A 20,844-nucleotide genomic window follows, 5' to 3' on the forward strand; every position below is an offset into this window, starting at 1 on the left:
TCAGCAGGTGGATGTGAAGGGCGCGGCCAAGCCAGTCCTTCAACTGAGCGCGGCTGGCGCAAGCGCTGCATACGACGGTTCGTTGAGCCTGCACGCATCCGCGGTGCGCACGGAACGAAGGTCTAGACGGGAATCGGTGTCAGCGTGAACAGGTAGCCGCGCGCATCCAGCATCGCGCGCAGGCGCTCCTCGGCGGCAACCGGGTTGAACGTGCGCCGCACCCATAGTCCGTAGCATGGTCGGCGACCATCCGTTCCGCCCAGCTGCACGCGGCGGCTCACGTGTATATCCATGGACTCGCACGCGGTCGCCCAGAGCAAGCGCAGATCGTCCGGCCCTATGGACTGACGGGTACCCAGCTGCAGGAGGAAGACCTGCGTGTGTTCGCGCCTCATGCGCTTTCCTGGCCGGCATTCATTCGCGTGCGCCGGCCGGGTACTTGAAGCCAGGCCAGTCGGGATGCCGCGACGTTTCATACCACTGTTGCGCACGCGCCATGGCTTCCGGCCTGGAAAGATCGGCCTTGGCGAAGAAAAACCAGCGTACGTTGCTGCCCGAGCCCTGCTCTTCGTGGACAAGACGATACGCATTGACACGCGTATCCCGCTCGGGATCGAGCCGTCTGCCGATGAATTCGACACCGAGGGACGAGATGATCAGTGAGATGCTGCTCATGACGCGGCCTCCGCAGCGGCTCGCGGAATGCCACCATTATCTTTGGTGTAGCACTGCGATTCGCTTCTTCTGCCCCAGAACTGCCACGCTCTTCTGGCGTGCTGGCGGCACGGAGCCACTACACGCTGTAGGACGCCGTGGCACGACATCGCGCGCGGCGGCGGTTCTGCATCGGCTGGAATCGGCCATCCTTCATTCTCCGCGCACTCGACGGCGTGATCGTTCAAGAGTCGGGCGAGGCGCTGGAAGGCGTGGACACCCAGGACGACGCGATGCGGTTTGTTGCTCATGGCGGCTCTCGATCTTGTGCGAGCCGGCACACTGCGGGCGCGGAAGTTAGCCAGTCTCGGAATTCCGCGTGTCACCAAGCTAGCACGTCGGGATAGCGAGCCGCGTTTTTTCTTGAGCCTATAGCGTCACGCGGCGGTAACGTTGGGAAGCGCACGGTGCAGACGTTGCGGCGCAGTGCCGTGCCCGCTGCCAAGCCAGCCTTGCTGTCTCCCACTCTCCGCATTGAGCTGGGCTTGGCGCCACGCCGGGTCAAGGCCGACACGGTCGGCCTGTTGGCGAAAGCTCGATTCGCATGGGATTCCACGGAGATATTTTCTTCGTGAAGAACGCAAATCGTCCGTCACGCAGAGTTCTCACTGTTCGGCGTACCTAGAAGACCCGCCCAGCCAGAGGATTCACATAGCCATGGCATCTTCCCCGAAAGTCAGATCCGATCAGGTTCACGAACTTCTGTTGCAAGCACTTGAGACCGAACGAGGCGGCATTCTGATCTACACCGCTGCCGTCAACGCTGCGATCAACGAGGATCTCAAGAAGGAATGGAGCGGGTATCTGGACGAGATCCGTACCCATTAAGAAGTTCTCACCCGTGTTTTCAAGCAGCTGGAGATCGACACCGAACAGCAGTCCCCGGGACGAAAAGTGGTCGCGCACGTGGGGGCGGCACTCGTCAAGGTGATTGAGATGGCAGTCAAGACCGGGACGCCAGAAGCAGCGCAACTCGTGGCTGCCGAGTGCGTGGTTCTTGCCGAAACCAAAGATCACCAGAACTGGGAGCTGATCGGGAAGGTAGTCGAGCAAGGAGGAATGCTGGCCAAAGTGCTTGGACCGGCCTATAAGGCGGTGGAGAACGATGAGGATCATCATCTCTACCACACGATGGGCTGGTGCCGGGAGCTATGGATCCAGTCCTTGGGTATGCCCCCTGTCCTGCCTCCACCTGAGGAGGTCAGGAAGGTCGAAACGGCTATCGGAGCCTCGCGCGCAGAGCAACGCCGGGACGAAATGCTTGGCCATCATAAGCATTGAGTGCTTGGACTTGCTGCGACGCTCATGGGCATCGGGACGAAAGCCAGACGCATGCACGCGTATCCACGCGTGCATGCGGACCTCAGGAATCAGTACTCCGATTTCCAGCTTCCTGCAGCAGCGTTGCGAGTCCGCTGAAGTCGATAGGAAGTTCCCGCAACTAGTCGCTTGATCTCATCGCCCAGTCGCCTGTAGTCATCCGTCGAGGCGAAGAATGAAATCTTCTGGCCCACGATGGTCACTTCAGCCAAGTTCATCTGGCCCAGAAGTTGTTCGACCTCCTCTCGGAAGAGACGGATCCAACTTTCTGAAGGCTCGATATCCAGGCTGATGACAATTGCCTCATCCACCTTGCTGTTCACCTTGTTCTCCAAGGCCGGCACGTCGATATCGACAATCCGGGGGAAGCGGCCGTCCATTGACGCATCTCGATTGAGAATTGGTTGATCTTACTCCTTTACCCGTAGGCTGCCCTTGCCAAGTTCCTGTCCTTTGATGGTCGGCGCCCACGACAGATCCAGGGCGTTGCTTTGGTGCGTAACGCCAGAGCTGCCAAGGATATGAGACGATCCTTGCTACGTCGGGGGCGAGATCTTGACCGACGGCGCCCTCCCGACGAGCTTATTCTCCCACCTGGTCGAACATGCGCCTGCAAGCGGGATGCGAATTGGTTGTCGAATCCATCGAGGACTGCGCGGTGGTCGCGATGCTGCGCCCGCGCAGCGGTGAAGCGCAGTGGCTGATCAGTGAAGCCTATTCGTTCGAGCCGCACGTCCGGCCGACGGAGTTCGTCGACGTGTTCGGCAACCTCTGCCAGCGCTTTGTTGTGCGGCGCGGACGCATGAAAATCCGCGCCGAGCTCGAGGTCGAGACCGAGCGCGACATCGCCATCGCGCCGTGGGTCGCGCCGGCATCGGCCGCGTTCTTGCCCGATTACGCGCTGCAGTACCTGTTGCCGAGCCGCTACTGCCCGAGCGACCGTGCGTTCCAGCAGGCGCAGGCCATCGTGGAGGCTGCCGGCTCCCGTTCCGGCCAGGTCGGCGCCATTGTGGAATGGATCCGCACGCACATCGCGTACCGGTACGGCGTGAGCGACCCCAGCACGGACGCGCTTGGAACCATGGAAGCAGGGGCGGGCGTCTGCCGCGACTACGCCCACATCGGGATCATGCTGTGCAGGAGCCTGCGCATTCCCGCACGCATGGTGGTGGGCTATCTGTACGAGCTGGAACCCATGGACCTGCACGCTTGGTTCGAGGCCTACCTGGACGGCCGCTGGTACACGTTCGACCCGACGCAAGCCGCGCCCCGTGGCGGCCGGATCGTGGTTGCTTACGGTCGCGATGCGGCCGATGTGGCGTTCCTGACCAACTACGGTTGGCTGCAGACGGTGGACATGCAGGTATGGGTAGGTGAGCGGACCAATGATGTTTCACCCTCATTCTCGGGTGATGCTGGATAACCGTCGAGCCCCCTTTCAAAGCGTTGTGTTTACTGCGGAGCAGGGCCACTGGAGTTACCAGGATTCAGTGGACACCTGATCGACGACGGCGATGCGTTGCCTCGAACTCGTTCGGGCTAACGCCGCCAAGGTAGCTATGTCGACGAATTGGATTGTAGAAGCCTTCGATGTAGTCGGATACGTCCAAGGCAGCCGTTTGGCGGTCCACGTAGATGCGCTTCTTGATCCGCTCTTTCTTCAAGCTCCCGAAGAAGGACTCGGCGACTGCGTTGTCCCAGCAGTTCGCCCGCCTGCTCATGCTGGGCTCAAGATGGTTAACCTTGCAAAAGCGCCGCCACGCATCACTCCCATACTGCGTTCCCTGATCCGAGTGAATCAGGGTCTTGCGGGGTCGGCGAGAACGAACGGCCTTCAATACCGCTTCCAGGACCAGCTCTCGATGAATCGTCGGTTTGACGGCCCAGCCTACGACCTTACGCGAGAACAGGTCCAAGACGACGGCCAAATAGAGCCATCCCTGCCAGGTACGGATGTAGGTGATGTCCGTCACCCACGCCTCGTTGGGCTTGGACACCGTGAACTGACGCTGCAGTAGGTTGGGGATCAGAGCATGTGGCTTGGCCACCTGTATATGGCGCGTGCGGTAGCCGTGTAGCGCCCGCAGGCCATTTTCACGCATGAGGCGCGCAACCCTGTGCTTGCTGCAGATCTCACCGCGTTCGCGCAGATCCTGCAGCACCCTCGGGGCGCCATAAATCCCATGACTGGCGGTGAAAGATGCACGTATGAGTCGTAGCAGCCGCGCATCCTCTTTGGCACGATCAGACACCGGATGATCGAGCCAGGCGTAGTAGCCGGCTCGAGCGACACCGAGCAATCGACACATCACCTGAATGCTGAATTCATTCCGATGCGATTCAATGAACCGGTAGGCCCGCCTGGTCTTGCTCGGAACCTTCTTCGAGGACATGGCGCTTTCCTCCTGCTGATCGCATGGATGCTAGACCTTGTCCACCAAATTCTGGTAACTCCAGAGCACCCCGTGACGGGTCGCACAGTAGGACCGTTCAATGCAAGCTCCACCTCGTGGCGAAGTAGTTCGCCGCCGGGTTCGGTTACTACCCGGCGGCGCTCGTATGAGTCAATGCGTGCTCTTGCTTGCCGGAATCAGCGTATCGATCAGGAACGTCATGCGCAGCGCCATCAGCTCCGGATTGCGGAACGCATCGCTGACGCCGTGGCCGCCTTCCTCGTCCTCGAGGAAGTAGACCGGCGCACCGGCGTCGAACAGGCGCGAGGCCAGCTTGCGCGCGTGACCGGGACCGACGCGGTTGTCTTCCGTCGAAATGGTGACCAGGAACGGCGGATACATGGTGCCGGTGCGCACGTTCTGCATCGGCGAGTACGCCAGCATCGCCTTCGCCTCGTCGGGCTTGTCGGGATCGCCGTACTCGTTGATCCACGCCGCGCCCATGCCCATGTGGCGCATGCGGATCAGGTCGGTCAGCGGTACGTCGCTGACCACCGCACCGAACAGGTCCGGGCGCTGCGTGCCCAGCGTCGCCGACAGCAGGCCGCCGTTGGACATGCCGAACACACCGATCTGCTTGGGCGTGGTGTAGCCGGTCGACACCAGTTGCTCGGCGACGGCGATGAAGTCGTCGTACGAGCGCTGGCGGTCCTTGCGGATGGCCGCCTGGTGCCACGCTTCGCCACGCTCGCCGCCCCCGCGGATCGCGGGGATCGCCAGCGAGCCGCCACGGTCCAGCCACAGCTTGAACGCGGGACCGCCGACGGTGTAGTCAAAGTACCCCGGACGGTAGGAAATGCCGAACGCGCCGTAGCCGGTCATGAAGAGCGGCTGCGGGCCGGCGGCCGGTGTCTTCGGATGCAACAGGTAGTAGTCCACCGGCGTGCCATCGCGCGAGGTCGCCGTGCGGATCTCGGTGACGTAGCGGCCTTCCTCGAACAGCGCGCGGTCCTTCGCCAGCAGGCGCAGCGGCTGGCCGGGACGGAACAGTTCCTGCCGGCGCGGATCGACGAAACCGTTGGTGGCGACGATCAGGTCGTCGTCGGAACTGCCGCCGCCGCGCACCGAGATATTGTCGCCCGGCTGGCCGGCCAGCGCTTCCTCGACGGTCCAGCCATCGGCGCCGGGACGCGCGAGCAGCACGCGCGGCACCAGCCGGCGGTTGACCACGAACGCGAGCTTGCCCTGAGCGCTGGCGATGTCGCTGCGACCGCCAAGGTAGTCGCCGTCCGCAGGGGTGTAGATGCGCGTGACTTTCCTGCCGGCGGGCACGGACGGATCGCTGTTCCAGGCCAGCAGCGTCTCCGCCGGATACGACGTGCCTTCGACCACCTCGTCGGTGCCGAGCTGCACCACCACCTGGTCGCCGACGAGGGCCTGCACGGCCATCGGCTTCAGCGAACGCGGCAGCGCGGCCTGTTCGATGCGGCCGTCCTGGGTCACCGCGAACACGTCGAAGGTGGAGTAGTTGATCGCGCGCACGATGACGCCGCGACGCTGCGCGCCTTCGCCGACCGCGAACAGCTGCACGATCGCGTCGGACGGTTCCGCCTTGTAGACCTCGCGCGCGCTGGCGAGCGGTTGTCCGCGCTGCCACAGGCGCACCGATGCGGGCCAACCCGCCATCGTCTTCGGCGCGCCCTCGGCGGTGTGTTCGACCATGATCTGGTCCGGTCCCAGCCATTCGGCGAACGCGCGCGCCTTCGGCGTGCGGAAACCGCCGTCGACGAAGCGGGCCTGGTCGAGATCGAATTCGCGGATCTCCACTTCATCGCCACCGGCCGGCGACAGGCGCAGCAGGCAGCGGCTGAAGCTCGGCGCCAGGCAGGCGCTGGACAGGTCGTAGGCCTGCAGCTCGAGCGGTGCGTTCTCGGTCTTGCGCAGCTGGCCCACGTCCAGCACGGTGCGCCACGCGCCCGGCAGGCCGTCGTCGTCGCGAGCGGCGAGCTGCAGCAGGCCGTAAGGGTATTCGGCATCGCGCAGGAAGCGCACGGCACGCTGGCCCATCAGCGTGATGTCTGGCTCGGCCGCGCCGGTGGCCAGTGCGGAGGCGAGTTCGGCCTTGACCGTTGCGTATGTCGGCATCGCGCGGATCTTCGTTTGCGAGGCGGCGGTCTTTTCACGCGCCCATTCCAGCGCCCGCGTGCCATGCGGCGCTTCCAGCCACTGGTCGTCCGCCGTCTGCGCCATCGCTGGCGTGGCGACCGCGAGGGCGAGCAGCGCCAGCGCGTGCAGGCGCGGCGTCCTGATATCGATATGCATGTGATCGTTCCCGTGTTGGGACCGGCGTCCGGGGTGCGGACGCCGGCCGGGGTGGATTAGAAGCTGTAGCGGAAGACCACGCCGTAGGTGCGCGGGCGCAGGCGGTTGGCGACGCCCAGCGTGGTGCGCGCGTTGAGTGCGCCGTCTTCGTTGGTCAGGTTGTCGCCGTACAGGAAGGCCGACCAGCCGTTGTCGGATTCCACGCCGATGCGCGCATCGAGCATGGTGATCTCGTCGCCCGGCGAACCGGCGGTGAGCGCGGTTTCGCGCGCCGAGTCGTACACCACGCCGCTGCGCACCACGCCGCGCAGGTCGCTGGCGATGTCCCAGCTGTAGGCGGCCGAGGCGGTGAAGCTGTTGCGCGGTACGTTGTAGACGTCGGTGCCCTTGTTGAGCGGCGTGCCCGGCACGTCGGCCACGTAGGTCGCATCGATGATCGAGCCGCCGACCTGCAGCATCAGCGAGGCGCTGGGCGTGTACACCAGGTTGACCTCGACGCCCTTGTTCTCGGTGCCCTTGGAGTTGGTCAGGCCGTTGATGGTCGAGGTGATCGGCACGCGCACGGCGACGCCTTCCCAGTCGCTGTAGAACACCGCGCCTTCGACCAGCAGGCTGCCATCGAGGAACAGCGACTTGGCGCCGAGTTCGTAGGTGGTGATCGAGTCGGGATCGATCGTCGACGGCAGTTCGACGCCGTTGGCTTCGGCCAGCAGGATCGACGAGATCGGCTGCAGCTGACCGGAGCGGAAGCCGCGCGCGGCGCTGGCGTACAGGGTGGTGTCGTTGGCCGGCTTGAAGGACAGCGACACGCGCGGGTTCCAGCTGTCGAAGGTGGCGTTGAGCGTCGACACGCGCGTGGTCGACACGGAGATGGCATCCACGTCATCGCTGAAGTAGCGGATGCCACCGGTCAGCGCCCAGCGCGGGTCGGGCAGCTTGACAGTGACTTCGCCGAACACGGCGTACGCATCGTTGGTCTGGCTGGAGCTGCTGGGGGCGGCCGTGCCCACCTGCGAGGCGTCGTTGCGCTCGGCTTCGCGCAGGTAGTAGCCCACCGTCCAGTCCACCTTGCGGTCGCCGGTCGAGGACCAGCGCAGTTCCTGCGTGCGGACCTGCAGGTTGATGTTGCTGACGTAGGTGGTGGTGGGGTTGAGCATGCCGTCGTTGGCGTAGTCGAGCTCGGCGTCGGCGAACGAATAGAACAGCTCCGAGCCGCCGAAGTCGTAGGTGCTGACGAAGCTCGCGGTGTGCCACTCGTCATCGTTGCTGTAGAACGAGTTGGTGGTCAGGTCGTCCAGCGCGCCGTTGCCGCCGCCGGGCGCCTCCGACTTGTAGGTCCAGTAGGCGAGATCCATGGTCCACTGGTCGAGCGGTGCGAAGCGCACCTTCACCCGTCCGGTCTTGACGCGCTGTTCGTTGATGTCCTTGTCGCCGGTGTTGTTGTCGTCGGTCCAGCCCGACAGCTTTTCGTCGGTCACGGCGACGCGCGCGGCCAGGCGGTCGTCGATCAGCGGAATGTTGACCACCGCCTTGCCGCCCCAGCCGTCGCTGCCGCCCTGGGTGGTGGAGGCCGAGGCCTCGATGGCGCCACCGAATTCGTTGAAGTCGGGCTTGCGGGTCAGGATGCGCACCGTGCCGCCCATCGAGCCTTCGCCGAACAGCGTGCCCTGCGGGCCTTTGAGGATCTCGACGCGGTCGATGTCCCACGAGCGCGCTTCGGGATACCACGGCACGCTGACGCCGGTGAACGGAATCTCGTCGAGGTAGTAGCCGTTGTCGTTGCCGCCGAGCGAGCTGGATACGCCGCGGATCTGCACCTGGGTGAAGCCGCCGCCGTTGTCGACGGAGCCGGCACCGGGGGTCATGCTGATGATCTCGGCGACGTTGGTGATGCCGAAGGCATCGATCTGTTCGCCGGTCACCGCCGTCATCGCGATCGGCACGTCGATCTGCCGTTCGCTGCGCTTGCGCGCGGTGACGGTCACCGAGCCGAGTTCCTTCACCTCGCCCGACTTCGCCTGCGTCTCGGTCGTGGCCGGCGTGCCGGCGTCGCTGTCCTGTGCCTGGACGTTGCCCACGAACAGCAACGCGGTGGCGACACCCAGGCACAGCGCCCTGCGGGAAGGAAGCACTCTGGCGGGAACGGACGAAGAACGGGCGATGCGATTCACGTGGACTCTCCTGGTGGCTCGATGGGGGCGCGGATGCGCGATCGAGGGCCAGGCGACGGATGTCGTACGGCCCTCTCAGAAAGCCGTGACGATCCGGTGAATCGAAAATGAAATTTTCGCTACGGAATTTTTGGTTACGTCAGTAACGGACCTGCAGCTCGACGCCGAGCGTACGCGGCCGCAGTCGCGTCGCGATGCCGCGGGTGGTGCGCGCGTCGTCCGCGCCCTGTTCGTTGGTCAGGTTGTCGCCGTAAATCGCCAGACTCCATCCCGCCGACGTCTCGAGGCCGAGTCGCACGTGCGCCGACAGGATGTCGTCGCCCGGCGATCCCTGCGTCAGCGAAGCTTGCCGCGCGCTGTGGTAACGCACGCCGGCACGCGCGACGCCCCGCATGCCAAGGGCGATCGTGCGCTGGTATTCGCCGGCGGCGCCCCAGGTGAGGCGTGGCGTGTTGTACACCGGCGAGCCGCGTGTGATGGGCGTGCCGGCGACGTCGGCGGTGTAGGCCGCATCGACCCACGCCGATTCCAGCTGGAAGGAGAGATCGTCGCGCGGCTTCCAGGTCAGTCCGATCTCCGCGCCGCGGATCTCCGCACCGTCGGAATTGACCAGGCCGTTGAACACGTCCGTCACCGGCACGCGCACCGGCACGTCGCGCCAGCGGCTCTGGAAGACCGCCGCTTCCACCAGCACGCGGCCATCGCGCGTCAGCGCCTTCGCGCCGAGTTCGGCGGTGACGATGCGGTCGGCGGTGATGCGGGTGGGCAGTTCGATGCCGGCGGCCTGCGCGAGTAGGAACGAGGTGATCGGTTGCAGCTGGCCCGAGCGGAACCCCTTGGCGAGGCTGGCGTAGACGGTGGTGTCGTCGGCCGGTGTCCACGAAAGTCCAAGGCGCGGATTCCAGCTGTGGAACTGCTCGTCGAGCGTGGTCCGTGCATCGCTGGTCAGCGACACGCCCTGCACCTGATCCTCGAAATAGCGCAGGCCGAGGTTGACGCTCCAGGCCGAGTTCGGCAGCTGCACGATGACATCGCCGAACAGCGCGCCGCCGTCGTTCTCCTGCCTTGCGCGACTCGGTGCGACCTCGCCGATGGCGCTGGCATCCAGGCGTCGCGCCTGGCGGCGGTAGGCGCCGACGGTCCACGCGACGGTGCGGTGGCCGGTCGAATTCCAGCGTAGTTCGTGGGTGCGCACGCCGATATCGATCGCGCTGTCGTAGGCGGTGTCCGGCAGGATTTCGCCCTGCTGGCGCTGCGCGAGGTCGGCTTCGGCATAGGTGTAGGTGAGCGAGGACGCGTCGCCTTCGTAGGTGCTCACCAGGTTCGATGTGGTCCAATCCGCATCGCGCCCGTAGTAGTACGTCACCTGCATGGCGTCGTCGGCGGCATAGCCGCCACCCGGCGCGCTGGAGTGGTAGGACCAGTGCGCGGCGTCCAGTCGCCAGCGTTCCGTCGGCAGGAAGCTGGCGCGAAGACGACGGCTGCGGACGTGCTGCGTGTTGATGTCGCGGCGGCCGTCGGTGGCGTCGTCCACCCACCCCGGCAACAATTCGTCCGTTGCCACGACGCGCACGGCGAGACGGTCTTCGAGCACGGGCAGATTGGCCATCAGCTTCGCCGACCAGCCGCTGCCGCCGCCGCTCGCGGTCGACCAGCCGCCCTGCGCGAGCAGCGCGAAGCGGTCGAGTTCGGGCTTGCGGGTCAGGATCCGCACGGTGCCGCCCATCGAGCCTTCGCCGAACAGCGTGCCCTGCGGTCCCCTGAGCACTTCGACACGATCGAGGTCGAACGCGCGTGCGTCCGGATGCCAGGGCACCGTCACGCCGGTGAAGGGGATCTCGTCGAGGTAGTAGCCGTTGTCGTTGCCGCCGAGCGAACTGGACACGCCGCGGATCTGCACCTGGGTGAAGCCGCCGCCGATGTCGACGGACGACGCGCCCGGCACCGAATCGATCGCGAGCGCGGCGTTCGCGATCCCCATGCCATCGAGCTGCTGGCCATCGAGGGCGGTGATTGCGAGTGGCACGTCGATGCTGCGCTCCGTGCGCCGCCGGGCCGTCACCTGCACGCCTGCCAGGTCGGTCGGTACCGGCGCCGCCACCGTCGTCGGCGTGATCGGCGTTGCGCGTCGTATCGGCAGGTCGCGCGACACCGTCACCACGCCGTTGGCGCGGAAGGTGTAGCCGAAGCCGCTGCCGGCGAGCAGGCGGCGCAGCGCTTCTTCGTTGTCCAACACGCCTCGCACGGTGGGCGTGCGGGCAGTGGTCTTCAGGTCGCCGATCGCGACGAACTGGATGCCGGACTGTTCGGAGAACGCGATGAGTGCGTCCTCCAGCGACTGCGGCGCGATGGAGAACGAGGACGCGCGCGTCGCCCGATCCTGCGCGTTCGACAGCGCGATGCAGCACGCGAGCCCGAGCAGCAGCGGCACGCGTAGCCAACAGGAACCCCGTCCCCGGCGCTCAGCGCGGGGAGGCGTCGCTCCCGGTCGGACTGCAGCTGCGCTCAAGGTTCCCGGTGCTCTCCCTTATCTCCGGACCGGCGAAGCGCCCGGCGGTGCGGTGGATGTGCCGTCGTGCAACCGGGTGCTGGGCACGGTCGACACCAGCAGGATCTCGTCCTGGCGCCGTACGACCGACAGCGAGAGCGCCTGGGCGACGCTGTCGAGCCAGACATCCAGGTCGCCGGTGCTCCAGCGGCCCGTCACCCGCATCTGCGCCAGTGTCGCGTCCTCAAGGATGATCGGCCGCCGCGAATAGCGGTTGAGGTCGGCCACGACGTTGCCGAGGGTCTCGCTGCGGTACGTGACCTTCCCCTGCAGCCACGCCAGCGTCGACGCCGCATCGAGCTCGACGGGGCCGTCGAGCGGGCCACCCTCGCGCAGCGTCGCGCTCTGGTTGGCGGCGAGCTGCACGACGTGGTTGGCGATGCCATCGCCATGCGCCCGCAGATCGCTGACCTGCACGCGCCCTTCGCTCACGATGACGCGGATGCCCTCGTTGCGCTTGGCGACACTGAAGTGCGTGCCCAGCGCCTGCGCCAGCGCGCCGTCCGCGCGGACCTCGAACGGCCGGGCGGGATCCCTGGCGACGGCGAAGTAGGCCTGCCCGCGCACCAGTTCCACCTGGCGGCGCTGGCTGCTGAACTGCACGACCACTTCGCTGCCGGCATCCAGGTCGATGCGCGAACCGTCGGGCAGATCGACGTTGCGGGGCGTGCCGATCTCCGCCGCCAAGCGGAGATCGGTCGGCGCGGTGGGGCGGTTGAACGTCAGCGCGCCCACCAGCACCGCCAGCATCGCGACGCTGGCGGCCAGCGCGATCCAGCGACGTGGCCGTGTGCGCGTCGCCGTACGCAGTACGGGCGACGTTGTCGAGCGGGGCTGGAAGGAGGCGTGGGTGATGGCCGGCGGCGACATCGCTGCGCGATCGGTAGCCGCGTCGTCGGCGGCACGCGCCTGTTGCGCGGCGATGACCTGTCCGGGGTCGACGCCGGCGGCGGCATCCCAGAGCAGGTGGACGTCCTCGAAGGCCTGCGCGTGCAGCGGCGAGGCTTCCATCCATGCATTCCACGCGTCGATGTCGCTGTCCTGCAGGTCGTGGTCGCCCAGGCGGATCAACCAGTCCGAGGCTTCCTGGAGCGCCTGCGCCCGGGTCGTGCGGGGGTGGTCACGCATGGTCGGCGCCTTCCTGTTCGTCCGTGAGTTCATCGAAGCGCATCTGGCAGAAGGCCAGCGCCCGTGCGACATGGATCCGCACCATCCTGTCCGTCAGCGCCAGGCGCTCGGCGGCTTCCTTGAAGCTGCGTTGCTCCATGCGGACCAGGCGGAAGGCGTCGGCGCACTTGGGCGGCAGTTCGGCCAGCACCGCAGGCAGCCGTTCGACCACCCATCGTGCCCTGGCCGACCGCTCCGGATCGGCGCCGGGATCGGGCCAGAGGTCGAGGCCGTCGGGTTCGGGCAGTTCGGTGTAGGCGCGCCGCCGCAGCAGGTCGGTGGCCAGGTTCTGGGCGATCTTGAACAGCAGCGCGCGCTGGAAGCTGATGACCTGGTCGTTGCCCAGGTTGAGCAGGCGGGAGTAGGCCTCCTGCGCGACCTCGCGGGCGTCTTCGTACGAGCCGAGCCGCAGCTGCAGCGAGCGGATGAGGGTCGCGTTGAGGTTCCGCACCAGCTCGGCGGCCTGGCTCGCGCGCGTCTCCGGCGACGCAGGGCGGTTGGGCGCCGCGGATCCGGTGTGATCGGCGGCCTCGTCGGCGGGGTGGTGGGCGGGCTCCATAGACAGGTAGACGAAGGAGTGCGGGAAAAATGAAACGGCTTGAACTGTGTCGCCGGATCATGGGGCAAATCCGAGTTAGCCAGACTCTTGTGCGGGGCGTCAAACCGATGCCCGCAGCGCGTGGCAATTTGGTCAGTCCGATGTGCCCGGCCCGCGTCATCCCTTGCATGCGGTGACCCGCACGGCAAATAGCCCATGTGGCAGTCGGTGACGGCCCACTCGCGCTTCGCATTTGCGCCGCAGGCTCGGCGCAGATTGTGCGTGGTGCTGCGTACGCAGTAGGGCGAGACGTGTGACTTGAGCGACAGGCCGGCGAGGCTCTGTCTGATCAGCGTGACGTCCGCTTCTGGCAATACAAGGAAGCGGACTTGCCTCTGATGAAATCAGGCTGCCTTGGAATCGAGCCGCGCTTCTATTCCCATCGCTTTGCACGCGTCCAAATAGTCCGCCCACGCCTGCATCATCTTCTTTCGTTCAGGCATATGCTTGGCGAGGTTATAGATCGCCCGTACGCCTTGCCCCTTATGGGCGAGCTGACGCTCGATCGCGTCCGGATTGAATCCAAGTTCGTTGAGCAGAGTGGAGGCCATGTGGCGAAACCCATGGCCAACAATGGTGTCGCCATCGTAGCCAAGGTTTCTCAAGGCAGCGTTTACCGTGTTCTCGGACATGCAGCGCTTGGGGTCGCGCACTCCGGGGAAGACGTACTCCCGATGTCCGGTGAGAGGCTGCAGATCTCGGAGGATGGCTACCGCTTGCTCTGCGAGCGGCACAACGTGTGGCTCGGTGTTCGGATCCTCCTTGTCGGCCCTTGGCAACTTCCTTCGGTTAGCTGGAATTACCCAGCGCGCGCCATCAGGATGATCAAGGTCGAACTCAGCCCAGCGGGCGCCTCGGAGTTCGCCAGGACGTACAAAGGTCATTGGGGCCAACTTCAAGGCCGCCGAGGTGGCAGGCTCACCCCGGTATCGATCCATCGCCCTCAAAAGTCCGCCGATCTCTTTTGGATATGTGATCGTAGGGAAGCTGCGCTTCCGACGTGATGGCAGGGCCGCACCCAGGTCCGCAGCTGGGTTGCGGTCGGCTCGCTCCGTAGCTACGGCGTACTTGAACACGCTGCTGATCGCTGCCATGACCCGATGAGCCTGTTCATGATGACTGCGCTCAACCATACGAGTCAGTATGGGGCGTAGATCCGAAACTCCGACTTCTGCAATCGGTTTTTTGCCAATCCAGGGAAAGACATGAGCTTCAAGACGCACTTTTTGCTTGGCATGGTGGCTGTCGGTCCAGCCGTGCGCCTTCACGGCCAGCCATTCACGTGAGATGACTTCGAAGCTATTGCCGGCCCGCTCGACGCCGGCAGATTGCTCTGCCTTCCGGTGCTCGCCGGGGTCGATCCCTGCGGCGAGCTGCTTGCGAGCCCGATCGCGCTCGGCGCGGGCTTCTGCGAGGCCTGTGTCAGGGTAGGTGCCAAGGCTAAGGGTGTTCCGCTTGCCTGAGACAGGGCGCCGGTAATCCAGTCGCCACCAGCGCGCGCCATCTGGTCGGAGAATTAGGTAAAGACCGCCGCCGTCGCGCAACTTGAGCGGCTTTTGTTCAGGTTTCGTCTTGCGGATGGCGGTATCGGTCAGAGGCATGCGGTAATGGCCTTGGCGGTAACAGTTTTGGCGGTATGCCGCCTACCGCCAAAGTTACCGCCCCTTACCGCCGGCTTGCAACGGATGTCCTCGGACTACTCGGGACACAAAAAAGGCCGGAAGCCTTGATATATCGGGGCTTTCCGGCCTTGGTTGGACTTGCTCGTACTATCACGTGGTGGCTATGGGTGGACTCGAACCACCGACCCCAGCATTATGAGTGCTGTGCTCTAACCGGCTGAGCTACATAGCCGCGCGAACCGCGTATTCTTCATTTTGACCCCATGCCTGTCAAGCGCGGGGCGCGCGCTTGTCGCCCGCGGCGACGCGTGGCAGAGTCGGGGGCAGTAGATTTCAGGAGTCCGCATCGTGATCGATCCGGACGGCTACCGACCCAATGTCGGCATCGTGTTGATGCGGCCGGACGGCCGGGTGTTCTGGGCGCGACGTGTGCGCCGGGATGGCTGGCAGTTCCCGCAAGGCGGCATGAACACGGACGAGACGCCGGTCGAGGCCATGTACCGCGAGTTGCGCGAAGAAACCGGCCTGTTGCCCGAACATGTCGAGGTGTTGGGCGTTACGCCCGGCTGGCTGCGCTATCGCCTGCCTCCACGGGCGATCCGGCGGACCGAACGGCAGGTCTGCATCGGCCAGAAGCAGGTGTGGTTCCTGTTGCGGCTGGTGGGCGACGAGACAAACCTGCGGCTCGACCTGACCGAGAGCCCGGAGTTCGACCATTGGCGCTGGGTGGATTTCTGGTACCCGGTCGAGCATGTGGTGATCTTCAAGCGGCGCGTCTATGCCAGTGCGTTGGGGCACCTGGCTTCGTTCGCCCGCAGCGTGGCGGGGCCGCAGGCGGTTCCCCCGCAGCTTCCCGATCCCAGGGCCGCTGATGGTGCGCGCCGTCGCAATCGGGATCGACCCGGACGTAAACGGGGCGGCCTGGGCGAACCTGCCAAGAATTGACAATCATTCTCATTCCGGGTGAAATGGCGGTGGGCCGTTCCGAGCCCGTCGCGCCGCCGCCGCCGTGTACGTCTGCATCTGCAATGGCATCACCGACCACCAGATCCGTGAGGCTGCCGCCGCCGGATGTTCCACCGTGGCCGAACTGACCATGCGGACCGGCGCCGGTGCCAATTGCGGCAGCTGCCTCGACATGGCGATGGGCATACTCCAATCCGCCCAGCCCGCGGCCCGCGAGTCGCTCTTTCCGATCATCGCGCTGTCGCACGCTGCCTGACGCGCGCATGCCGTCCGTCCACGACGGCGTCGCACGCTTTTCCCCAATGATCACGATTCGCGTTCCGTCACCGTGCGCGCGTCCGGGCTAACCTCTGCCGTCCCCGCCCACGGAGCATGGCCATGAAAGGCGACGCCAAGGTCATCGAGTACCTCAACAAGGCGCTCTACAACGAACTGACCGCCATCAACCAGTATTTCCTGCACGCCAAGATGCTGAAGAACTGGGGCTTCAAGGAGCTCGCCGAGCACGAGTACAAGGAATCCATTGATGAGATGAAGCACGCCGACAAGCTGTCGGAGCGCATCCTCTTCCTCGATGGCCTGCCGAACTTCCAGGCGCTGGGCAAGCTGCGCATCGGTGAGACGCCGCGCGAGATCCTCGAGTGCGACCTGGTGCTGGAGCAGGAAGCGCTGCCGGTGCTTCGAGATGCGATCGCGTACTGCGAATCGGTGGCCGATTACGTCAGCCGCCAGTTGTTCGCCACCATCCTCGACTCCGAGGAAGAGCACATCGACTGGCTGGAAACGCAGTTGTCGGTGATCGACCGGATCGGCGAACCGAACTATCTGTTGACCAAGCTCGAGGACTGAGCCGTCGCGGCCTGCTGCGGCGGGAGCAGTGGCCGGCCCAACTGCTGTGCGGCGTAGCCCTGCAGGGCCATGCGCGCGCGCGCGTACTCCGCGATGACCAGCGCCACGGCCACGGCCGGGCGTTCCAGCTTGCGGGCGCGGGCGCCCAGTTCCACGCGCTTGGCGGCGGCCGACAGCGCCATGGCGCCGACATTCGCACTGGACGACTTGAGCGTGTGAGCCGCGTCGCGCATCGCGTCCAGGTCCGGAACGGCGGCGGCCTTCTCCAGCGTGCCGATCAGGCGCGGCGCATCTTCTAGGAAAATGCTGATGATGCGCGAGGTCTCGTCGCCGGCGATCTCGCGCAATTCCTCCAGCATCGTCTGGTCCAGCACCGGAAAGCTGGGCGCGGGCGCACGCGCCGTGGCCACGGCGGGCGAGGGCGGTGCGGGTTCCGCCGGTGTGACGAGGGCGGCATTGCGCAGCACGAAGTTCATGCGGTCGGGTAGCCAGCGGTGCAGGCAGCTCTCCAACTGTTCGCGCGACACCGGCTTGGCCAGGTAGTCGTCCATGCCCGCATCCAGGCAGCGCTGGCGGTCTCCTGCCATGGCGTTGGCGGTCATCGCCACGATCGGCAGGCGGCCTCCTTCGGCGCGCTGCGTTTCCAGTTCGCGCCAGCGACGCGTGGCGGCATAGCCGTCCAGCACCGGCATCTGGCAATCCATCAGGATCAGGTCGAAATGCTCCAGCTGCATGCGCTTCAGCGCGATGTCGCCGTTGGCGGCCGTCTCGCAGCGGAAGCCGAGCGCGGACAGCAGCTTCTGTGCCACCAGCAGGTTGACCGGGTTGTCTTCCACCAGCAGCAGGCGCGGCTCCGTCCGCATTGCGCTGACCACCGCGGGCTCCGGCTCTGTCGTCGCGGTGTCCTCCGCCTGCGCGACGGGCGGCACGGGTGCGTCGGCGAGCGCCTCGCCCGGTGCGGGCATGGCGTCGTCGTCGGCGGGAGGCAGGACGACGGCGGACTCGGGAAAGATCTCGTCCAGCGCATCGACGGCGTCCGCGTCCTGCTCCGGCGTGGCGCCGGTCAGGGCGGCGCGCAGGTCCGCGTCGGGCGATTGCCGCGACAGCAGCGTGCTGCGCGGATGCAGCTCCGCCGGCACCGTGTCGTCGCCATACAGCCACAGCAGGCGCAGCGGGTCGGGCGTTGGCCGTCGCGTGATCGCGCGATGCAACGCCAGCGCCGTACTGCGGATGCCGCCGATGTCGGCCAGCACGGCGAGGTAGTCCTGCTGCCCCTGCTCGCCCACCAGGCGCAGGCGGTCCAGGGCTTCCTGCGTGGTTTCGACGGCGACCGGATGCATGCCCCAGTTGGTGGCGAGCAGCGTGAGGCGCTGGCGCAGGCGGGCATCGGGCGAGACGATCAGCACGCGGCCGTGGTCGAGCGCGCCGTTGTCGCGCTGGCGCAGATCGCCGATGACCTTCATCAGTGGCACTTCGAACCAGAACGTGGAGCCGCGCCCCACCTCCGACACCACGTCGATGCGCCCGCCCATCAGGTCGACGATGCGCCGGCAGATGGCCAGTCCCAGTCCGGTGCCGCCGTACAGGCGCGTGGTCGACGCGTCGGCCTGGCTGAAGGAATGGAACAGGCGGTGGCGCGCATCTTCTTCGATGCCGATGCCGGTATCGCGCACTTCGAACCGCAGCAGGTGCTGCGCGGCCGTCTCGCCCAGCCTGCGCACGACCAACGTGACCGAGCCGCGTTCGGTGAACTTGATCGCGTTGCCGACGAGGTTGGTGAGTACCTGCCGCAGGCGCACCGGGTCGCCGCGAACGGGCAGGCGCACGGCCGGGTCGAGCTGCAGGCTCAGGCGCAGGCCCTTGTTCTCTGCCGGGCGATACATCAGCTGCAGCACGCTGTCGAGCAGCTCGCGCAGGTTGAAGCCGGTGATCTCCAGGTCGAGCTTGTTGGCCTCGAGCTTGGAGTAGTCGAGGATGTCGTCGACGATCCGCAGCAACTGGTGGGATGACGCGGTCGCCGTGGTCAGCATCTCGCGCTGGTCGGGCGCCAGCGGCGCACGCGACAGCATTTCCAGCATCGGCACGATGCCGTTGAGCGGGGTGCGGATCTCGTGGCTCATCGTGGCGAGGAACTCGCCCTTGGCCATCGCCGCGGATTCGGCGGCCTGTTTCGCGCGCACCAGTTCCTGTTCCAGGCGATCGTGCCGCTGCAGGTCGCGTTGCAGCCCATCGCGTTCGGATTCGGCCATCGCCGCGCGTGCCTGTATGCCGGCATGGCGGTGCGCGTCGGCGCGTGCGTGCCAGGCTGCAACGAAGGCCGCCAGCAGGGCCGCGCCTCCCGCGGCGGTCGCCACCGGCAACCAGGGTCCGGCCAGGCCCGACCAATGCAGGCCCAGCGACACGACCGACGCGGTGGCGCAGGCCATCGTCACCCAGGGCATCACCGGCGTCCGTCCGGCGCTGGGCATCCTTACAGCACCGCGTTGTGGAAGTCGAAGCCGAGTTCGCTGCCGACCGCCTGCACCAGGTTGCCCTGGATGAAGTCGACGCCGCCCATCCACATGGCGGCCGCCGCCTGCGGATCCTCGATCTGCTGGCCGATCACCTGCAGTCCCTGGCGATGGGCGCTGTCGATGATGCCGCGCAGCTGGTCGCGCAGAACGGGATCCGCGTGTGCGCTGGCGTACTTGCTGGAGACTCGCACGAAGCCGAGCGGCAGCTGCGTCAGCAGGGCGTCGGCCTCCGTGCCTGGCTCGAACTGGCTCAGGCAGAACTGCACCCCGGCCGGCATCAGCTGCTGGCAGAACTGCCGCAGCGTGACCGTGTGGATCAGCGCATCGGCCAGGCGCAGGTCGATGACCAGCGAGGTCCCTTCGATGCCGCGCGCACGCAGCGCGTCCAGCAACCACTGCGCGTGCGATTCGCGCGCCAGCGAGCGCGGCGACTGCGACACGAACAGGCGCAGCGACGGACCCGCCGCCTGCCGTTCGGCGAGCACGTACAGGGCGTGTTCCAGCACCCAGTGATCGATCTGCGCGATGCCGCCGGCCAGTTCCGCGGCCGGAATGACCTGCGAGGCCGGCAGCAGCGAGCCATCGGGCTGGCGCATCCGCAACAGCACCTGGTACTGCGCCTGGTCGCTGCCGGCGACGGCGACGATCGGCTGGTAGGCCAGCTCGAACTGGCCATCCTCCAGCGAGATGCGCGGCGCATCGTCGTCGACTTCCGCCGGGACGTATTCGGCCAGGCTGTCGGCTTTCAGGCGGGCCTGCAGCACGGCGCGTTCGATGGCTTCCAGCGCACTGCCGGCATCGGCAAAGCCGAGCGACATGGCGGTATAGCCGACCGAGCCGCGGAGCTTGAGGACCTCGTTGGGGCGGGTCTGGAAGTCATGGCTGGCCAGTCCGTCGCGCAACTGCTGCGCGAGCGCGGCGAGCGTGGTCTCGTCGACGCTGTCGGCCAGCATCAGGAAGCTGTTGTCGTTCAGGCGTGCGACCGGATGCGGCGACGCGGCCGCCGCCAGCTGTCGGCCAGCCTGGCTCATGAGGTGCTCGAAAACGGCGTAGCCGTAGCGCTCGCGCAGGCTCAGCGCGCTGTTGACCTCGACGAAGAACACCCCGCCGCGCGACTGGCGTTGCAGCGAGTCGGCGAGTTGCTGGAGCACGAAGGTGCGGGTCGGCAGCCCGGTATCGGTATTGACCGATGGGCGCGGCGCCTGCAGGGCTTGGTTGCGCTGGCGCGCGCGCTGGATACGGTTGGAGACCGCGGCGATCAGGTGGCGTGGGCGGATCGGCTTGTTGAGAAAGTCGTCGGCGCCGCTTTCCAGCACCTCGAACTGCCGTTCCGGGTCCGGATCGCCGGTCAGGAACACGATCGGCAGGTGCAGATACTCGGGTTGCTGCCGCAACAGCATGGTCAGCGACATGCCGTCCTTGCCCGGCATGTGCAGGTCCATCAGCACCAGGTCGGGGCGGAAACGGCGCATCGTGTCGAGCAGCCCGTCGGACTGCATCTGCACTTCGGCCTGCATGCCGGCGCCGTGCAGCACGCTCTGGGCGAAGAGGGCCTGGCCGCGGTCGTCCTCGACGATCAGCACACGGTAAGGAGAGTCGGGATCGACCGGTTCCGGCGGCGCAGCCGTGGTGGCGGCAGGCGCCTCGGTCATCGGGGGGGG

Annotated in this window: 18 protein-coding genes and 1 tRNA gene; 6 read left to right on the forward strand and 13 right to left on the reverse strand. The window is 66.2% G+C overall.

The features are described from left to right. Positions 1-122 precede the first annotated feature (122 nt). A complete protein-coding gene (locus tag CSC78_RS19060; RefSeq protein WP_238391268.1) occupies positions 123-395 on the reverse strand; it encodes a hypothetical protein in 273 nt (90 codons plus the stop codon). A 19-nt stretch (positions 396-414) separates the two neighbouring features. Continuing rightward, positions 415-675, reverse strand: a complete 261-nt coding sequence (locus tag CSC78_RS12395; protein ID WP_162338157.1) for a hypothetical protein — start codon at positions 673-675, stop codon at positions 415-417. A gap of 744 nt (positions 676-1,419) precedes the next feature. Between CSC78_RS12395 and CSC78_RS19200 the strand changes: the two genes are divergently transcribed. Continuing rightward, the gene (locus CSC78_RS19200; RefSeq protein ID WP_274379361.1) at positions 1,420-1,542 is read left to right on the forward strand and encodes a hypothetical protein; all 123 of its coding nucleotides are present in this window, start codon (positions 1,420-1,422) and stop codon (positions 1,540-1,542) included. Between the two features lie 108 nt (positions 1,543-1,650). Further along, complete coding sequence (locus CSC78_RS18885) at positions 1,651-1,995, forward strand: hypothetical protein (RefSeq protein WP_202924178.1); 345 nt, start codon at positions 1,651-1,653, stop codon at positions 1,993-1,995. An 89-nt stretch (positions 1,996-2,084) separates the two neighbouring features. On the opposite strand, the gene CSC78_RS12405 is transcribed toward CSC78_RS18885, so the two are convergent. After that, positions 2,085-2,414, reverse strand: a complete 330-nt coding sequence (locus CSC78_RS12405) for a hypothetical protein (protein WP_162338158.1) — start codon at positions 2,412-2,414, stop codon at positions 2,085-2,087. 224 nt (positions 2,415-2,638) lie between these two features. Between CSC78_RS12405 and CSC78_RS12410 the strand changes: the two genes are divergently transcribed. Next, a complete protein-coding gene (locus CSC78_RS12410) occupies positions 2,639-3,457 on the forward strand; it encodes a transglutaminase family protein (protein ID WP_162338159.1) in 819 nt (272 codons plus the stop codon). A 64-nt stretch (positions 3,458-3,521) separates the two neighbouring features. Here CSC78_RS12410 and CSC78_RS12415 read toward each other — a convergent pair whose 3' ends face one another. The 8 genes from CSC78_RS12415 to CSC78_RS12450 form a co-directional block, all read right to left on the reverse strand. Continuing rightward, positions 3,522-4,427, reverse strand: a complete 906-nt coding sequence (locus CSC78_RS12415; RefSeq protein WP_162338160.1) for an IS3 family transposase — start codon at positions 4,425-4,427, stop codon at positions 3,522-3,524. Between the two features lie 171 nt (positions 4,428-4,598). Beyond that, complete coding sequence (locus CSC78_RS12420) at positions 4,599-6,749, reverse strand: prolyl oligopeptidase family serine peptidase (protein ID WP_162338161.1); 2,151 nt, start codon at positions 6,747-6,749, stop codon at positions 4,599-4,601. A 56-nt stretch (positions 6,750-6,805) separates the two neighbouring features. Next, on the reverse strand, positions 6,806-8,920 hold the full coding sequence (locus CSC78_RS12425) for a TonB-dependent receptor (protein WP_162338162.1): 2,115 nt from the start codon (positions 8,918-8,920) through the stop codon (positions 6,806-6,808). 139 nt (positions 8,921-9,059) lie between these two features. Then, positions 9,060-11,351 (reverse strand): TonB-dependent receptor domain-containing protein, encoded by a 2,292-nt coding sequence (locus CSC78_RS12430; RefSeq protein ID WP_162338163.1) that lies wholly within the window; start codon positions 11,349-11,351, stop codon positions 9,060-9,062. A gap of 96 nt (positions 11,352-11,447) precedes the next feature. Continuing rightward, positions 11,448-12,596 carry a FecR family protein gene (locus CSC78_RS12435; protein ID WP_162338164.1) on the reverse strand — a complete coding sequence of 383 codons (1,149 nt, stop codon included), beginning with the start codon at positions 12,594-12,596 and terminating at the stop codon, positions 11,448-11,450. After that, positions 12,589-13,194, reverse strand: coding sequence for an RNA polymerase sigma factor (locus CSC78_RS12440; RefSeq protein ID WP_162338165.1), 606 nt, complete (start codon positions 13,192-13,194; stop codon positions 12,589-12,591). Before CSC78_RS12440 ends, CSC78_RS12435 begins: the two co-directional genes overlap by 8 nt. 383 nt (positions 13,195-13,577) lie before the next feature. Beyond that, complete coding sequence (locus CSC78_RS12445) at positions 13,578-14,834, reverse strand: tyrosine-type recombinase/integrase (RefSeq protein ID WP_162338166.1); 1,257 nt, start codon at positions 14,832-14,834, stop codon at positions 13,578-13,580. A gap of 176 nt (positions 14,835-15,010) precedes the next feature. Next, positions 15,011-15,087, reverse strand: a tRNA-Met gene (locus CSC78_RS12450). Positions 15,088-15,203: 116 nt separating this feature from the next. On the opposite strand from CSC78_RS12450, the gene CSC78_RS12455 reads away from it, so the two are divergent. The 3 genes from CSC78_RS12455 to bfr all read left to right on the forward strand — a co-directional run bounded on the left by CSC78_RS12455 (position 15,204) and on the right by bfr (position 16,670). After that, positions 15,204-15,800 (forward strand): RNA pyrophosphohydrolase, encoded by a 597-nt coding sequence (locus CSC78_RS12455; protein WP_162338167.1) that lies wholly within the window; start codon positions 15,204-15,206, stop codon positions 15,798-15,800. 64 nt (positions 15,801-15,864) lie between these two features. Further along, positions 15,865-16,077, forward strand: coding sequence for a (2Fe-2S)-binding protein (locus CSC78_RS12460; RefSeq protein ID WP_162338168.1), 213 nt, complete (start codon positions 15,865-15,867; stop codon positions 16,075-16,077). Positions 16,078-16,199: 122 nt separating this feature from the next. After that, a complete protein-coding gene (gene bfr / locus CSC78_RS12465; protein ID WP_162338169.1) occupies positions 16,200-16,670 on the forward strand; it encodes a bacterioferritin in 471 nt (156 codons plus the stop codon). Here the strand turns inward: bfr and CSC78_RS12470 are convergent. Next, positions 16,643-19,096 (reverse strand): hybrid sensor histidine kinase/response regulator, encoded by a 2,454-nt coding sequence (locus tag CSC78_RS12470; RefSeq protein ID WP_162338185.1) that lies wholly within the window; start codon positions 19,094-19,096, stop codon positions 16,643-16,645. The two genes, bfr and CSC78_RS12470, sit on opposite strands and share 28 nt — an antisense overlap. A 44-nt stretch (positions 19,097-19,140) precedes the next feature. Further along, on the reverse strand, positions 19,141-20,844 hold a 1,704-nt coding region (locus tag CSC78_RS12475; protein WP_162338170.1), incomplete at its 5' end, for an EAL domain-containing protein.

Origin of the sequence: Pseudoxanthomonas japonensis, from assembly GCF_010093445.1 — a bacterium.
Classification (GTDB): domain Bacteria; phylum Pseudomonadota; class Gammaproteobacteria; order Xanthomonadales; family Xanthomonadaceae; genus Pseudoxanthomonas_A; species Pseudoxanthomonas_A japonensis.

Excerpts from the sequence above, each read along its gene's own strand:
- CSC78_RS19060 (WP_238391268.1), bottom strand. The coding sequence starts at position 395 with ATGAGGCGCGAACACACGCAGGTCTTCCTCCTGCAGCTGGGTACCCGT.
- CSC78_RS12395 (WP_162338157.1), bottom strand. The coding sequence starts at position 675 with ATGAGCAGCATCTCACTGATCATCTCGTCCCTCGGTGTCGAATTCATC.
- CSC78_RS18885 (WP_202924178.1), top strand. The coding sequence starts at position 1,651 with ATGGCAGTCAAGACCGGGACGCCAGAAGCAGCGCAACTCGTGGCTGCC.
- CSC78_RS12405 (WP_162338158.1), bottom strand. The coding sequence starts at position 2,414 with ATGGACGGCCGCTTCCCCCGGATTGTCGATATCGACGTGCCGGCCTTG.
- CSC78_RS12410 (WP_162338159.1), top strand. The coding sequence starts at position 2,639 with ATGCGCCTGCAAGCGGGATGCGAATTGGTTGTCGAATCCATCGAGGAC.
- CSC78_RS12415 (WP_162338160.1), bottom strand. The coding sequence starts at position 4,427 with ATGTCCTCGAAGAAGGTTCCGAGCAAGACCAGGCGGGCCTACCGGTTC.
- CSC78_RS12420 (WP_162338161.1), bottom strand. The coding sequence starts at position 6,749 with ATGCATATCGATATCAGGACGCCGCGCCTGCACGCGCTGGCGCTGCTC.
- CSC78_RS12435 (WP_162338164.1), bottom strand. The coding sequence starts at position 12,596 with ATGCGTGACCACCCCCGCACGACCCGGGCGCAGGCGCTCCAGGAAGCC.
- CSC78_RS12440 (WP_162338165.1), bottom strand. The coding sequence starts at position 13,194 with ATGGAGCCCGCCCACCACCCCGCCGACGAGGCCGCCGATCACACCGGA.
- CSC78_RS12445 (WP_162338166.1), bottom strand. The coding sequence starts at position 14,834 with ATGCCTCTGACCGATACCGCCATCCGCAAGACGAAACCTGAACAAAAG.
- bfr (WP_162338169.1), top strand. The coding sequence starts at position 16,200 with ATGAAAGGCGACGCCAAGGTCATCGAGTACCTCAACAAGGCGCTCTAC.
- CSC78_RS12470 (WP_162338185.1), bottom strand. The coding sequence starts at position 19,096 with ATGGCCTGCGCCACCGCGTCGGTCGTGTCGCTGGGCCTGCATTGGTCG.